This is a genomic window from Streptomyces sp. NPDC058145 (genome assembly GCF_042884245.1).
Taxonomy (GTDB): Bacteria; Actinomycetota; Actinomycetes; order Streptomycetales; family Streptomycetaceae; genus Streptomyces.
The window spans coordinates 26,954-41,933 of sequence record NZ_JBHVUH010000021.1 but is presented as its reverse complement, the minus strand read 5'-3'; the positions used below and the strand labels follow the sequence as shown (position 1 = coordinate 41,933).

General features: G+C 69.1%; 12 protein-coding genes and 1 pseudogene. 5 read left to right on the top strand and 8 right to left on the bottom strand.

What is annotated here, in order from left to right:
* Window positions 1-38: 38 nt before the first annotated feature.
* Window positions 39-749 carry a peptidylprolyl isomerase gene (locus ACFVVO_RS35015; protein WP_390060491.1) on the top strand — a complete coding sequence of 237 codons (711 nt, stop codon included), beginning with the start codon at window positions 39-41 and terminating at the stop codon, window positions 747-749.
* 627 nt (window positions 750-1,376) lie between these two features.
* On the top strand, window positions 1,377-1,514 hold the full coding sequence (locus tag ACFVVO_RS35010; protein ID WP_390060489.1) for a hypothetical protein: 138 nt from the start codon (window positions 1,377-1,379) through the stop codon (window positions 1,512-1,514).
* Between the two features lie 431 nt (window positions 1,515-1,945).
* Here ACFVVO_RS35010 and ACFVVO_RS35005 read toward each other — a convergent pair whose 3' ends face one another.
* Window positions 1,946-3,154 carry a hypothetical protein gene (locus ACFVVO_RS35005; RefSeq protein WP_390060488.1) on the bottom strand — a complete coding sequence of 403 codons (1,209 nt, stop codon included), beginning with the start codon at window positions 3,152-3,154 and terminating at the stop codon, window positions 1,946-1,948.
* Window positions 3,155-3,353: 199 nt separating this feature from the next.
* Window positions 3,354-3,563, bottom strand: a complete 210-nt coding sequence (locus tag ACFVVO_RS35000) for an amidase family protein (protein ID WP_390060486.1) — start codon at window positions 3,561-3,563, stop codon at window positions 3,354-3,356.
* A gap of 153 nt (window positions 3,564-3,716) precedes the next feature.
* Here ACFVVO_RS35000 and ACFVVO_RS34995 point away from each other — a divergent pair, with 153 nt between their 5' ends.
* Window positions 3,717-4,007, top strand: a complete 291-nt coding sequence (locus ACFVVO_RS34995; RefSeq protein ID WP_390060484.1) for a hypothetical protein — start codon at window positions 3,717-3,719, stop codon at window positions 4,005-4,007.
* Between the two features lie 444 nt (window positions 4,008-4,451).
* On the opposite strand, the gene ACFVVO_RS34990 is transcribed toward ACFVVO_RS34995, so the two are convergent.
* Window positions 4,452-4,838 carry a hypothetical protein gene (locus ACFVVO_RS34990; RefSeq protein WP_390060565.1) on the bottom strand — a complete coding sequence of 129 codons (387 nt, stop codon included), beginning with the start codon at window positions 4,836-4,838 and terminating at the stop codon, window positions 4,452-4,454.
* 206 nt (window positions 4,839-5,044) lie between these two features.
* Here ACFVVO_RS34990 and ACFVVO_RS34985 point away from each other — a divergent pair, with 206 nt between their 5' ends.
* Window positions 5,045-6,559, top strand: a complete 1,515-nt coding sequence (locus tag ACFVVO_RS34985) for an FG-GAP repeat domain-containing protein (protein WP_390060483.1) — start codon at window positions 5,045-5,047, stop codon at window positions 6,557-6,559.
* Between the two features lie 503 nt (window positions 6,560-7,062).
* Here the strand turns inward: ACFVVO_RS34985 and ACFVVO_RS34980 are convergent.
* From ACFVVO_RS34980 to ACFVVO_RS34960, 5 genes and pseudogenes are all read right to left on the bottom strand, one after another.
* A complete protein-coding gene (locus tag ACFVVO_RS34980; protein ID WP_390060481.1) occupies window positions 7,063-9,636 on the bottom strand; it encodes a LamG-like jellyroll fold domain-containing protein in 2,574 nt (857 codons plus the stop codon).
* Window positions 9,637-9,819: 183 nt separating this feature from the next.
* Window positions 9,820-10,038, bottom strand: a complete 219-nt coding sequence (locus ACFVVO_RS34975; RefSeq protein WP_390060479.1) for a DUF5959 family protein — start codon at window positions 10,036-10,038, stop codon at window positions 9,820-9,822.
* Between the two features lie 69 nt (window positions 10,039-10,107).
* On the bottom strand, window positions 10,108-11,124 hold the full coding sequence (locus tag ACFVVO_RS34970; RefSeq protein WP_390060477.1) for a zinc-binding alcohol dehydrogenase family protein: 1,017 nt from the start codon (window positions 11,122-11,124) through the stop codon (window positions 10,108-10,110).
* A gap of 1,281 nt (window positions 11,125-12,405) precedes the next feature.
* A pseudogene (locus tag ACFVVO_RS34965) lies at window positions 12,406-12,843 on the bottom strand (zinc-binding alcohol dehydrogenase family protein); the annotation flags it as partial.
* 236 nt (window positions 12,844-13,079) lie between these two features.
* Entirely contained in the window at window positions 13,080-13,985 is a 906-nt protein-coding gene (locus ACFVVO_RS34960; RefSeq protein ID WP_390060476.1) for a LysR family transcriptional regulator, read from the bottom strand.
* Window positions 13,986-14,122: 137 nt separating this feature from the next.
* On the opposite strand from ACFVVO_RS34960, the gene ACFVVO_RS34955 reads away from it, so the two are divergent.
* Complete coding sequence (locus tag ACFVVO_RS34955) at window positions 14,123-14,941, top strand: inositol monophosphatase family protein (RefSeq protein WP_390060474.1); 819 nt, start codon at window positions 14,123-14,125, stop codon at window positions 14,939-14,941.
* The last annotated feature ends 39 nt before the right edge of the window (window positions 14,942-14,980 follow it).

The window sequence follows — 14,980 nt, the reverse complement described above, 5'->3', positions numbered from 1 at the left end:
CGATCTTTCGGAGGGTGCGCAGGATGAACCGAGCTCTCATGACCGCATTGGCGGCGGCAGCGTTGGTCGTGTCCGGGGGCAGCACCACCGCCTCCGCTTCCGATGGCCCGCCGCGAACCACGCACGGTCCTTGCCACTACACCCAGACCCCGGACGAGCCGGCGGCGCGGCCGGTTCCCCTGCCGCCCGATCCACGACGCACCCCCAGTCACGGCACGGTCGATGTGGCTGTCCGGACCAGCCAGGGCCCGCTCCCGCTTCGTCTGGACCGGGCGAAGGCGCCGTGCACGGTCCAGAGCTTCGTGCACCTGGCGCAGCACCGGTTCTACAACCGTACGGTGTGCCATCGGCTGACGGCGTACCCGACGCTGAAGGTCCTGCAGTGCGGCGACCCGACCAGCACCGGCGAAGGCGGGCCGGGGTACAAGTACAAGGACGAGCTGCCGGTGGACCTGCCGCCGGCACCGAGCGATCCGACCGGCGCACGTCGCCTTTACGGGCGCGGCTTGCTGGCGATGGCCAACGCCGGCCCGAACACGAACGGTTCGCAATTCTTCGTCGTATACGGCGACTCAGCGCTGCGACCGAACTACACAGTGTTCGGCACGGTCGGTGCCGCCGGCTTGGAGACGCTCGACAAGATCGCTGCTGGCGGTATCGAACCAACTGCGCAGGACCCGGCGCCCGTCGACGGCACGCCCATGCTGCGCACCGAGCTGCTCAGCGTCCGGCCGTCCTGCCGACCTTGACGAATCGTGGCGCGGTCAGCTCGGTCCAGCTACGCGACTGGCCGCGCCACGGCGATGCGGCGGGCGCGCATCCGGCCGACGTGACACCTGTCGCGCCCGCCGGACGGGGATGATGGAGCAAAGTGGGACTCGCGCTGATCCCCGAGCCGGCGCGGGCCCCGCTTCATGGTCTGGACGCCCCCTGCCCTGCTCGGCGTACGCATGCCGCACGGAAGATCGGACGCAATGCGTTCGTTCCAGGTGCGGCAGCGTCGCCCGCTCGCTCCCAGGCCCCGACTCCGGCACTGATGGCGATCCCTGAAAATCCCCGCTCCTGCTCATCTTTCCTCAAGGCAACGTGCTGTGAGGTTCCTCAAGGGAACGTGCTGCGAGCGCGAGGCATCGAGCGAGACCGCGACGCCGTAATTGCCGGCTCATCCTGCGGCTTCCGCCTCTCAGCGGACTTCCTGAACCTGAACCACGCAGCACAACAGATCCGACGCAGGGACGGTCCTCTCGAGCACCTCAGTGAGCTCTGCCCCCACCTCCCACCGAACAGCCTCCGGTGGACTGGCCGAGCGTCGAATCCACACTCGGCCTGCGCCTTCCCGAGGACTATAAGAGGCTCACCGCGACCTACGACCCCGGATGCTTCGCGAACTCTCTCTGGATCTACGCATCCTGTGGATCTACGCCACCGTCGACGCCACCCGCACCCTCGGCGAAACCGGCGTCACCGCACGCGTGGACGCCAAGCACGACAAGGCCGCCGCGTGCCGCGCCTGAGTCAACGACGACCCGAGCGCACGAAGGAACCGGACACCGTGATCACCGAGATCGCCCACATCGAGATACTCCCCGGCCAGGAGCAGGACTCCGAGAGGGCCTTCGTGCAGGCCCTGCCGTTCTTCTCCCCGAGGGCTGCCACGTAGCCGAGCTGCACCGCAGTGTCGAACACCCCTCGTGCTACCGGCTCCTGGTCCGATGGACGACGGTCGAGCACCACACCGTCACCTTCCGTGCCTCAGAGGGCTACGCCCGATGGCGCACACTGGCCGGACCGCACTTCGCCGCTGCACCACAGGTCGAGCATCTGCAGGCGATCCCCGCGTCGTGACGATGTCCAGCGGCAGACGGTCGACGCCTCGACGTGGGCACCCGCACCGGCTCACCGCCTTTGGACCGGGCCAGGCGCCCACGGACAGATCGGCAAGAGGTCAGTCGGGCCGCTGGGCGCGGCGACGGCGCTGGACGAGCAGCACGCCGGCTCCCATCGCTACCACCGCAGCTGCCACGCCGGCGGCCGGCAGCGCCGAGGAGCCGGTCTCCGCGAGGTTGCCGCCGCTCGTCGTCCCGCTGTTCGCCGTCCCGCCGGTGACCGTGGAGGACGATCCGCCGTCCGACCCGTTGGTCGAGGTGCCCGTCGAGCCGTTCGAGCCGCCTGCCGACCCGTCCGTGCCGCTGGTCGAGCCGCCCACCGCTCCGTCGGCGCCACCCGACCCGTCCGAGCCGCCTGCCGAGCCGGAGGAGCCACCGCCCGCGACGTCCAGGGTGATGTCGGCCTGGTCGTTGGCCTTGTCGGGATCGAACGGCCGGGCTTCGGTGCTCAGGGCTATGGACCCCTTGGCGCCGGGCACCCGCTTGTCGATGCGCAAGTCGAAGGTGTAGGTCTCCCCGCTGCCTTCGTAGAGCGACCGCATGCCGCAGACGTACGCTCCATCCTCGGCCCGGCAGAAGGTGCCGCGCTTGACGACCGACGTTCCGGTGGGAGGAGTGATCACCACGCGGACGGCCTTGTCCCCTTCCCTGGGCCACACCCAGGCGGGTCCGGCGTTGGTGAACTTCACCTTCATCGTGACCGTGTCCCCGACGCTCCCCCTCAGTGCGGCACCCCTCACCTGGTAGTCGGCCGTGTTCACGGTGGTGACGGGCACGTCGACGATGCGCGCCGACCCCACGCCCCCGGCCTCCGTCGCAACGAGTTTCACCGGCGATGCGGTTCCCGCCACCGGGTCACTGCCGTTGTCATCAGCTCCCGGATCAGCACTCTCGACGCGCAGGCGCAGTTCGTCGCTGAGCGCGCGGTCCAGAGCCGTGACGCCCAGGGGCCTGTCGGTCGTGTAGACGGCGCCGGGTTCCACCGCCTGGTCGAAGGTGCACACCGCAGTCCACCGCTCGGGCATTTCGTCGTAGGGCCGCACGTGCTGCACCTGGCAGTTGGAGGGCACCTGGGCGAAGTCGAGTCCTCGGGTGACGGAGTAGGCGACCCACACCTTCTCGGCCGTCACCGTGCCCTTGTTCGCCACGGTGGCCGCAACGTCGATGCCGTCTCCCGGTCTCAGCCCGCTGACCGGCGCGATGCCCCCGACGACCAGGTCGGGGGTGTTCTCCTCGCCGTAGGCCGCAGGTGCGGTGGCCAGTGCCATAAGACCTGCTGCGCCGAGGGCGGCGACAGAAGACCGGAAGATGCGACGGGCTGGTGAGGGTGTCGGCACGGAGAAATCCTTTGCTGGGGGCGCGAGTGAACGGACGGTGTCTCCGAGGGAACAGTCCCCGATCGCTAGACTCCTGCCGATCGCGAACGGTTGCCCATCTGGCGCAGGGCGACCGCTGCCGGCCCGTGGATCAAGCGGTGAGCAGTCCCGGCAGGGTGCCGCGGGCGAAGCCGGTCTGCTGTTCCCAGGCGTGGGCGAGATCCATGAGGGAGAAGTCGTCGTGTTTGCGTGCGATGACCTGCAGTCCGATGGGCAGGCCCGTCTCGTCGAACCCGGCCGGCATGGCCAGGGTCGGTGCGCCGATCGTGGCGACCTCCATCCACCGGTGGTAGAAGGACATCCGCACGCCATACAGAACGATCTCCGAGCGGTCGTACGGCACGGGGGTTGCCCTGGTCGTCGAGCCTTTCGCCGAACAACACGTGTCCCTGCCCCGCATACTGAGGTGGTCCTCGTTGCGCCAGGACAACAACCGTCAGGGGAGGGAGTGCAGATGGATGTGGGCTCGGTGCTCGGCAGCATAGGCCGAGCGGCGGCCGGGGTGGGCCGGCTGGTGTGGGCAGTGGTGACCGCACCGACCACAGGCACCGAGTATGACGCCCACTCCAAGATCGACACGCTCGCGGAGAAGATCGAGAACGAGGTGCCGGAGGAGCTGCGGGGCCGGGCGTGGGGTCTGGTTCTGGACGCGCTGTACGGGGTTCCCCAGGAGATCGAGCAGTTGGTGGAGGGACACCAGGGGCCCGATGACGAGGAGACCGAGGACCCGTCGGCCCAGTACTGATGCCGGGAACCGCCCGAAGGGCCGGCGGGCCGATGCGCTGCGGATGCCGGGGTGCCGGATAGCCACGGTGAGGCAGATGGCTCTGGCCGACGGCAAGGAGCTGCCTCCCCGACCGAAGGCCGACACCGGGGTGAAGGCGGTGAAGGCCGGGTTCGGTCTGCATGGCGTCGCGTGACGGACGTGATCCTCGCCTACGGCGGCCGTAGCCATCTGACCAACTGGCAATGGAGGAGCGTGGGGTGATGGCCGCAGAGGCCGCTGCTGTGCTCGGCTGTCCGGCCGGCCTGACTCGTCGTGCGAGTGTGCGTGCTGCGTCCGTGCTGCGTGGCCGCCGGGCGCGCCCCTATCTCGTCGCTGTTGTCCGGGCTCTGCACGCACGCGGCTGGACGGCCACCGACACCCCGCCGAGCGTCCAGCATCCTGAGGACGATGCCGGCATCTCCGTCACGCCGCTGCCTGGGCGCGGGCGGCGAGCTGGGGGAACGCCTCTTCCCACACGGAGCGCACGGTGCGACCGACGAGTGTGCGCAGCACCGGCCACATCTGCAGGAGAAGGTCCAGGTTGAGGAATTGGGGCAGATCGTCGCGCCGGCCCTCGTGCAGGACAGTGCGGTACAGGCCCATACGCTGACGAGGCTTGCCCAGGTCGTGCGAGGTCATCCCCGACCAAGCCACGTGTAGCGGCAGCTCCACGATCCCCCGCGCCGGACCGCGCAACTCCTCCAGCGACTCCGGCAGACGCCGCCGAAACTTATCCCGGTACAGCGCGAGATCCTCGGCGACCGCACCCGAAAGGTCGCTCGGCGAGGAGACAGAGTGCTGTGGGCTGATGCGAAAGCCTGGTGTGCCGTGGCGCCTCCCGAAGCGGCGCGGATCGCCCTCGACCGGCTGAGCGCGGGCTACGGTGCTGAAGTCGGTGATCCGTCCGCACACAGGCGTCCGGAACCAGTGGGTACCGTCGAGACGTGCTTGATCACATGGACGTCGAAGATGATGAGCAGGGGGCTGTGCGGAGGTGTGGCGGCAAACGTCGGTGGGTGATCGCGGGCGGTGCGCCTGTCGTCGCGGTCGTCGTCGCGGTCGAAGTGGTTCTGGGTCAGTCCGGACGCCACGGCATCGCCGCACCCCGCACCTGTCACACCGTGGTTCACGGCAGCGCGCCCTCCGACGTCCCGGCGAAGGGCGCCCAGGTGCCGGCCGGTGCCGCGCCCGCCGCTGACTTCGACGGTGACGGCCACCCCGACCTGGCCATGGGGGCACTGGGCGACGTGGAGAACGCCAGTGGCGGCGGCAGCATCGCGGTGGCGTACGGATCGGGCGACGGGACCGGTCTCGCCCGCTGCCAGTACCTCACGCAGAACGAGGCGGGGATACCGGGGAAGGCCCGGTACGAGGCGTTCTTCGGGACCGATGTGGTGGCCCGCGACTTCGACGGGGACGGGTACACCGACCTTGCCGCTGCCGTCTTCGACTGGAAACCGAGTGTCATCATCATGTGGGGTTCCCCGGACGGGCTGAAGAGTGGCGTCCGGGTGCCGGGGACGGACGGCAGCCACGTCTCCTGGGCGCTGGAACCGATCCTGCAGGAGCAGCTCGTCGCTGGTGACTTCGACGGGGACGGGTATGCCGATCTGGTCTTCGGGCTCGGTTCCCGCAAGGGTTTGCTCAAGGGACCTTTCCAACACGACGGCTCCCCGGCGGGCACCGGCCCGGTGTCCGCACCGAGGCAGCCCGCGAAAGACATCGACACCGCGAACTACCGTGACCTCGTCGCCGGAGATCTGGACGGTGACGGTGCCGACGAGCTGATGGCCTTCCACCACGACGAGCCCCTCGGCACAGCCCGCTTCGGGGAGCGCTGGCCGGTCAGTTACTTCCACACCCGCGGCGGCGGCCTCGCTCAACCAGATGACATCGACCTCCCCGACGCGGCGGCAGGAGCGGTCGGTGACATGGACGGGGACGGCATCGCGGACCTCGTGCTCAGTCCCCGGCGCGGCAAGGGGCGTCATGGCTCGGTGACCGTCGTGTATGGCTCCAAGGCCGGGCCTGGGAGGAGAAAACGGTCGACGACCATCGACCGAGACACCCCGGGTGTACCCGGCGAGGAACCCCAGGATGAGGACGCCGCCTTCACCTCCCTGGACACCGGCGACGTCAACGGTGACGGCTACGCGGACGTGGTGGCCGGCTCACCCCGGAGCAAGAAGTACGCGAAGACGGGCCCGGAACAGGTGCTGTTCCTGCTGGGTGGTCCACACGGTCCGACCGGTGCGGGGGCCCAGATCATCGATGTGGGCGACATCGGCGGCAAGAAGAGCGCACGGGCCGCCTTCGGTATGTCGGTGCGCCTCGTCGACATGGACGGCGACCACCGGGCCGACCTGACGGTGGCCGCGCCGGGCGACGACAAGATTCGTAGCTCCGCATGGTTGCTGCCGGGCGCGGACCAGGGTCTGTCGACCGTCGGCGTCACCCGGCTCTACGGCGACAGTTTCGAGCGCACCGGGAAGCTGGCCCTCTATATGGGAGGCGGCGGGATAGCTCGCTGATCAGAAAGCCGACCACGGTGTGTGGCGCACTCGGTCAGGACGCCATCCTCGCCTGAGGATACGCACTGCGGCTCTACCCGCGCATGGTGCCAGCACGCCCAGAGAACTGAGCGTTCGCCGCGGAGTCCGGAACGTCGAAGACCGTCCCGTCCACTGCGACAAGCCGCCACCGCGGAGACCAGGCGCCCTGCGTCCGCTCGACGGGGACGGGTCAAGTGCCTGCTCAAGTCGACAGCTCGCGGGCAGGCTTGTCCCATGCCCGCTACTTTCCGACGGACCCCCTCGTTCTGCTCGGCGGCCCATGGGTGACGTGCGCGGAAGCTCTCACCGCCCCAGCGTGGTCAGGTCTGAGTGCCTGTGCCTTGTCGCTCGACACCGTAGACATGCCGGCCTGTTGTGCGACGTGACGTCACACAGCTCGAAACGGAGGCCGTCGGCAGACCCGGGGCGGACGAGGGCCGGGCGGCACAGCGCCGCCCGGCCTCGCGGAGGTGTTCGCTCGGCTACTTGCCCGAGGCGTACAGCTGGGAGATCTCGTCGCTGCTGAGTGCCCGGTCCCAGACGCGCACCTGGTCCACACCGCCCGGCCAGAAGTCGACCTTGCCGCTGTTGAAGCGAGCCCGGCCGACCGAGAGCGGGCCGTCGGACGCCGGGTTCAGGCACTGACTGAACGAGCCCTGCTTCAAACCGTCGACGTAGAGCGAGTGCTCGCCCGTCTCGGCGTTCCGCACGCCCACCAGGTGGTACCACTTGCCGGTCTGCGGCGTGAACGTCGACAGGGCGCGCCCGCCGCTCGTACTGAACGCGAACTTGTTGGTGTCGCCGGTCTTCTGCAGGAAGAAGGCCGACTGGACCTCCCCGTCCTGGCCGACCGCGGTGCGCCAGCCGTCGAGACGGTCCAGCTTGACCCACGCCGACACCGTGAAGTTGCCGGAGGTGTCGAGGACGGGTCCCGCCGTCTCGGCGTGGTCGTCGACCCCGTCGAACTGCAGGTCCCCGCCGGATGCGCCGGTGCCCCAGGTGGCGCCCTGACGCAGGCTCAGGTCATGGTCACCGGCTGCGTCCTTGGCGACCGTCCCGCTGCCCTCGTCCAGGGGCCAGGCGCCCTTACCGGTCAGGCCGGGTGTCCCGGGTGGGAACTGCGGCGGTGGGGCGGAGCCGTCGGCGCCCTTGATCACCTTCTCGTTGATGTCCCGCACCTGGTCGAAGTCCATCTTCTTCACCTGCCGGTCGTAGGTGAAGAAGCCGTTGACCTCGTGCTCGACATCGGTGATCTGGGTGTAGACGCTGCCCGAGATGCCGCACTGCCGGGCGGCGGTGAGCAGGTCGCGCTGGTTCTCGACGTAGCGCCGGGTCAGCGTCGCCGAGTCCGGCTCCATCTCGTATGCGCCGCCGTCGCCGAACCACATGTGGCCGGGCACCTCGAGGCCGAAGCCGCCGTGCTCGCCGTCGATGGCCACGCGCCGTCCCTCCGGTACGGGTGAGGCGGGCCCCACGTACTGGTGGAAGTCGACGACGTCACCCTTGCCGGAGTCGCCCAGCGAGTTGCAGCAGTTGACCCCGGAGTGGGCGTTGACCAGGCGGCTCGGGTCCTGCTTGGCCACGTCGTCCGCGATCCGGCCGGTGGCCTCACGGCTCCATTCGCCCCACCCCTCGTTGAACGGTATCCAGCCGATGATCGAGGTCCAGCCGGCGTGCTGGTCGACCATGGTGTGCAGTTGCCGCTCGAACTCCTGCCGGGCGTCCTCGGGCGGGGTGTTCTCGGCCCGGGACTTGGAGAAGTCGACCTTCATCGACGGCATGTCCTGCCACACCATCAGGCCGAGTTTGTCCGCCCAGTAGTACCAGCGGTCGGGCTCGACCTTGATGTGCTTGCGGACGGTGTTGAAGCCGAGCCGCTTGTGCTCGGCCAGGTCGAACTTCAGGCCCGCGTCGGTCGGTGCGGTGTAGATGCCGTCCGGCCAGAACCCCTGGTCGAGCGTGGATAGCAGGAACGTCTGCTTGCCGTTGAGCGTGATGTGCATCCTGCCGTCGGAGCCCTTCGCGGTGCCGATCTCGCGCATCCCGAAGTACGAGCCCACGTCGTCGACCGGCTTGCCGCCCCGCAGTAGTCGGACCCGCAGGTCGTACAGGAACGGCGAGTCGGGGCTCCACAACTTGGCATGCGGGACTGGCACCTTGAGCGTCGACCCGGCCGGTCCCGTGACCTTACCCACGGCCTCGTCGCCGTCGTACGCCGTCGCCTGCACCGTCATGCCGTCCGCGCCGGTGAGGCGCGGTGTGACGGACACGGTGCCGGTGTCGAGGTCCGGCGTGGTGCGCAGCGAGTCGATGTGCCCGGTGGACACCGGCTCCATCCAGACGGTCTGCCAGATGCCGGAGTTCGAGGTGTAGAAGATGCCGCGGTCGGCCACATTGCGCTGCTTGCCGACCGGCTGCCAGGTCTTGTCGGTCTCGTCGGTGACGCCGACTACGACCTCCTGCGGGCCGGCGCCCTTCAGCGCGTCGGTGACGTCCGCGGAGAACGCGTCGTAGCCGCCTCGGTGGGTGGCGACTTGGTGGCCGTTGACCCAGACCTTGGCGTCGTAGTCCACGGCCTGGAAGTGCATGAGGAGTCGCTGGCCGGGCACAGCTGTCCAGCTGCGCGGGACGGTGAAGGTCCGGCGGTACCACATCCGGTCCTCGTGGCGCTTAATGCCGGACAGCGCCGACTCCACCGGGTACGGCACGAGGATGCGCTCGTCCAGACTCTTGCCGAAGGGCGGCGCGTCACCGGCCTGGGCGCCGGCGAACTGCCATACGCCGTTGAGGTTCTGCCAGTGCTTACGCGTCAACTGCGGCCGCGGATACTCCGGGTGGGCGTTGTCCGGGCCGACCTCGTCCGTCCACGGAGTCGTGAGCGGTGGCGTCTTGGGCGTCCAGCCTTGGGCGGCCGTGTCGGAGCCGCTGTCAGGACTGGCGACGGCGGGACCCACGAACAGCGCGCCGACGAGGCCCATGGCCGCTGCCGTCGACGCCAGCACGCGCCGGCGCCGACGACCGGGACCCAGGGGGTGCCATGGCTTACTTCGTCTCACAAATCCTCCTGTCACTGCGTCTCAGCGAGTACGGCCGGGCGGACGGCCATTGCTGTCCGCCTGCCCGACCGATGGTGCGCGAGCGTCGAGGGCCTACCGGGGCTAGAGGTGACTTACAACGTTGGAAACGAGGAACCGGAAGCATGACAGCACGCCCCCGGGAGCCTGTCCAGACCTCGTGCGTCACTCACAGCACGTGACCAAGGGCCGCCAGTCGTCAGGCCGTTGTGGGCTCGACACGAAGGGCGTCCCGACGACGATCTCTGCATCGATCCCGGCAGCCCACTTGGCATTGCGCCCCAGGACGCTGACGGTGACCCTGTTCCCTGCGTCATCGGCGACGGAGATGAGCTCCCTCGGAGCGATGTCGCTCAGGGCTGCGCCTTCGTCGGCGAGTACCAAAAGATCGTCGCCCCGTCGAAATGCATCAGCCGCCCCTGTCGCAGCATGGGAGACGCCCGTCTGGGACGGCTATGACGGGCCCGAAATGTCGTTGACCAGCACCGCTACTCCGTCGAACCGGCCCGTCTTCAAGTCCCTCAACGCGTCCGGCGCTTGGGACAGGGGACACGGGTGGGTGGTGGCACGGACCCCGTAGCGCGCAGCCGTCGCCAGGAACTCGCGGCCGTCCGCCCGGGTGTTGGACGTGACGCTGCGCAACTCCTTCTCGTAGAACAGCTCTCGCTGATAGTCCAGCGGCGGTGTGTTGGTGAGATGGATACCCGCGACCGCCAGTACTCCGCCGCGATCCAGGGCACGCAGCGCGATCGGGACCAATTCGCCGGCCGGTGCGAAAAGGATCGCACTGTCGAGCGGTTCCGGCGGCATGTCGTAGGCTCCGCCGGCGGACGCCGCGCCCAGTTCGAGCGCGAGCCGCTGTGACGCCTCGCCACGTGTCAGAACGTGCACTACCGCGCCCTGCGCGAGCGCCACCTGGGCGCATAGATGGGCGCTGCCTCCGAACCCGTACAGCCCGAGTCGCCCGCCCGGGGGCAGCGATGCCCGCCGCAGCGCGCGATAGCCGATGATGCCCGCGCACAGCAGTGGAGACTGTGCGACATCCTCGACACCGCCGGGCAGCGGATAGGCGAAAGCCGACGGAACGGTCGTGTACTCAGCGTAGCCGCCGTCGGCGTCCCAGCCGGTGTACTGCGAGTCCGGGCAGAGGTTCTCATTCCCGCGCCGGCAGTACGCGCACGTACCGTCCGTGTGCCGCAGCCAGGCAACACCGACCCGGTCCCCGGCCGCGTACCCGGTGACTGCCTCACCCATGGCCATCACCAGACCGACCACCTCGTGACCTGGTGTCACATGGGGCCGGTGCACCGGCAGATCGCCCTCGATGACGTGAAGATCGGTCCGGCACACGCCACAGGTGCGCACTTGTACAAGGAGTTCGTCGGGGCCTGGAACCGGCACGGGTTTCTCGACGAAGCGCAGCGGCGCCGCCTCCACGGGGCCTGGCTCCGCCACCTCCCACGCTCCCATAGTCTCCGATATGTGCCTCACCATGTGTCACCCCGTCTCGCCACGCGTCGTTGCCTTCAGGACCTGGCACTTTCCAGTCTCGTGCGCAGCCGGGAGCACCGCCACACAAGCGGGGCGTGACACGTGTACAGCGGTGCACCGGGAGTCCGCCGCCGACGAGGAGCGTCGACCCGGTGATGTATGCGGCGGCCGGGCTTTCGAGAAGGACGCGGCTCTGGCGAAGTACTCGACGAGGCCATTGCGGCCGACCATGGTGGCGCGCCAGGAAGGCTCTCCCACGGTGCTGCCTCCCGCTGCGGGGCGAGAGCGCGGTCGTGCTGGCCGGCGTCGCTCCAGCAGTGGGCTGCGTCGAGGAGGATACCTCGCGCTATCCTGGATATTCCCAGGCCATGCTTCCAAGCCCTCTGCCTCCAGGGCGGGGTGCAGCTCGCCACAGGTGCGGGTCACCAGCCATTGCGCCGTCGATCGCGGCGCTATCACCAGCGTCGGCACCACGTGCGCACCGAACCCCGCGGCCGGCTCCTGACTGGTCATCGCCGATCTGCTGGTTGGTTCGCCCGGCGCCGATGAGCGCCAGGAGTTCGCGCTCGGAGACCGTGAGGGCGTCGATCTTCGACTGCAAGCCATAGCTGATAGCGCCGCGCTTTTCTCTGCTGATCCGTGAATGCGTGTGTCCGTTTACTCACGATGCCCGCAGGAGTGCCCAGTTCGACGTGGGCGTCGATCTCGGGCTACCTGTCATTGAGGCGCCGGTTGACTATCAGCCTGGGTGCCGCCGATCGGCAAGGAGTGGTTCTCTGTCAACCAGAGAGCGAATGCGTGGTCTCGTGAGGGGAGCAGCCAGAGCAGCGACAGCGCTCCTCCGACGGCAGCGGTGATCAGGGTTGTCCTGAGCCCGGTGACGGTGGCGAGAATGCCTCCGACGAGAGCGCCGATGTGACGGATACCGTAGTTGACCGTGCTGTAGTCGCCGGCCCACCCGACTGCGCATGCCGTCCGGTATGACCGCGGTCTGCAGGGAGTTGAGGTTGACGTAGAAGAGCATGACGCCGATTCCGGCAAGGAGTTCCGCGAGACCCTGGGCCCCCGCGCGGGCCCAGGTAGGACCGCCGGCCGCGGCGGCGACAGCGAGCGGGGCGGGGAACAGAGGAAGCGTTCGTGTACTTGCGGCCCCTAGAAGGCACTGGTCTCCGCCTCTCTGGGCTGAGAGGGTGATCTGGTGACTGATGACAAGGTCGTGGAGATAGAGCGCGCTGGAGCCCGGACTCGAAACCTTCCCCCGCCGGATGCCCCATTGACGAGCACGGAGCTGCCCGCTGTGACGCCGAGTTGGTCGAGCGAGCGCGCTGCCGTCTCGGCTGCCGCGGGAATCGCTGAAGACCTCGCGTAGTCCAGCGAGTCCGGGATCGGGGCCCAATGCGACAGCACGGCCAACCCCGCCTGGGCGGCTCCGTACGGCGAGGCTCCGAAAACCCGGTCGCCGACCGTGACATCCGAGACACCGACACCGATCTCGTCGACGAGACCCGCACCCTCGTACCCCAGGGTCGGTGGCAGTTCTTGGTCCATCAGGCCCCTGGTGCTTCTTCCAATCGCCGGCGTTGATGCTCGCGGCACGCACTTTGATCCGTATCTCTCCGGCACCGGACGGGGATCGGGGAGATCGACGATCTCCAGGACCTCCGGACCGCCGAACCGGCAGAACCGCACTGCCCTCATGACGCACTCCTTCCGCGGAAGGAGTGGCGGATCGTCCGACACTGCGTGGGCGCGTACTCCCCAACCGGCTGTCTGCACGGTCCAGAGCACGTTCCACTCCGATACACCGACCCTACTTCATGACCACTCACACGCGTCCGAGACGACCACCCCCGGTGGGGGTGCGTGCAGCGGCCGGCCGTGCGTCACCAAGGCGGCCGCGTGGACGTGGGGGTGAAGCGGCCGGACGGCGCCGACTATGAAGCGCCGCGCATGGTCAGCGCGGTTCGCGCCAGCCCGCGCAACCAGGCGTGGGCGTGGTCGGTGTCGTAGCGCTGATGCCACGACAGATAGACTGGTGCGAGCGGCAGTTCGAGCGGTAGGGGGAGCACGACCAGGCCGAGGTCGGCGACCGCGGACCGCGTGGTGGCTTCGGGGGCGCTGATCAGGAGATCGGAACCGCGCGCGAACTCCAGCGCGGCCGCTTCCGTGGGTGCGGTCGCCACCACGCGGCGGGTGAGACCGAGCCGCACGAGGGCGTCGTCGATGGCATTGCCGAGGTTGCCCCGTCGCGAGACGGTGACGTGCTCGGCGGCGGCGTACTGATCCGCCGTGACGGTCCCGCCACGGGTGAGGGGATGCCCCTGCCTCACGACGATGACGAGGCGGGACTCGCCCACCTTCTCGGTATGGATGTCCGGTGCGCTCGGGTCGCCGGCGTTCGCCTCCAGGTCCACCTCGCCGCGCCGCAACCCCGGTGTGTCGATGCTCGATTCCGCAACGAAGCGCAAGCGCACGCCCGGCGCCTCCGCACGCACGGCCGCGAGCAGCGCCGGGCCGCTCAAGGCGACCAGGGAATCGTGCCAGCGGAGGGTGAAAGTGCGCTGCAGTGCCGCCAGATCGAGTTCACGGCTCGGTGCCAGCACCCCGTGCACCTGGTGAAGGAGCTCGTGCACCTGTTCCCGTACGGCGATCGCGTACGGCGTCGGGGTCATCGTGCGGCCGGTGCGCACCAGGATCTGATCCCCGGTCGTACGCCGGATCCGGCCCAGGCTCCGACTCATCGCGGGGGCGGTGACATGCAGGCGTGCGGCCGCGCCCGCCACACTGCCCTCCTCCAGTAGCGCGTCGAGCGTGGCCAGCAGGTTCAGATCCAATTGCATGAGAGTAATCCTAGCCGTGCTTTACATGCACTTGAGGTTAATCAAGGGGCTGGATACCGTCGAGACCAGAGCGCTGGACACAGCGCACGACTCGGCCCGGACGGCCTCATCACCCCCCGCTCACATGGGAGTTCACCATGCCCGAAACGCTTCGAACCACCGACGTCGCCGCCTCGGACGCCGACCTGCTTGGCCGGACAGCGACCGCCGTGCGCGCGGCCGGCTCGGCGCTGCGCGGGCGCTTCGGCGAGGTGGTCCGCTACCGGACCCGCGAAGAGCTGATGCGCGCGCTCGCCGCCAACGACGACACCGCCCTCGACATCCTGCGCCCCCGCCTCAAGCACCTGCGCCCGGACGCCGGATGGGTGGAGGACGAGCTGGACGGCGGCGCGCTGCCGCCCGGCGAATGGTGGGTCGTGGATCCGGCCGAAGGCAACATCAACCACCTGCACGCCCTTCCGGAGTGGGCGGTGACCGCCACCCTCGTGCGCGAGAACCAGCCGGTGCTCACTGCGGTCCACCTGCCGCTGACCGGCGAGACCTACACCGCCCTCACCGGCGCGGGCGCCCACCTGGACGGCCGGCCGCTGCACGTCTCCCGGACCGCGGACCTCGGCCTGAGCATCGTGGCCACCAGCCAGGCCCGGCCGGACGAGGACGACAGCGTCGTACGGCGCGTCGGCTCCTCGATCACCGCGATGCTCTTCGACGCACTCGTCGTCCGCACCGCCGTGCCCGCGACCCTGCACCTGCTGAACGTGGCCGCCGGCCGGATCGACGCGTTTTGGCAGTTCGCCGGCGCCCGCGCGGACCTGTTGCCCGGCGCGCTGCTCGTCACCGAGGCCGGCGGACAGATCTCCGACGCCGAGGGCCGCCCCTGGACCTTGCTGAGCGAGGGCTTTCTGGCCGCCGCGCCCGGCGTCCATGCCGAGGCCGTCGCCACCCTCTCACGCTGACCGCGCACCACAACCCGCACGCACGGAGGGACAGATCAT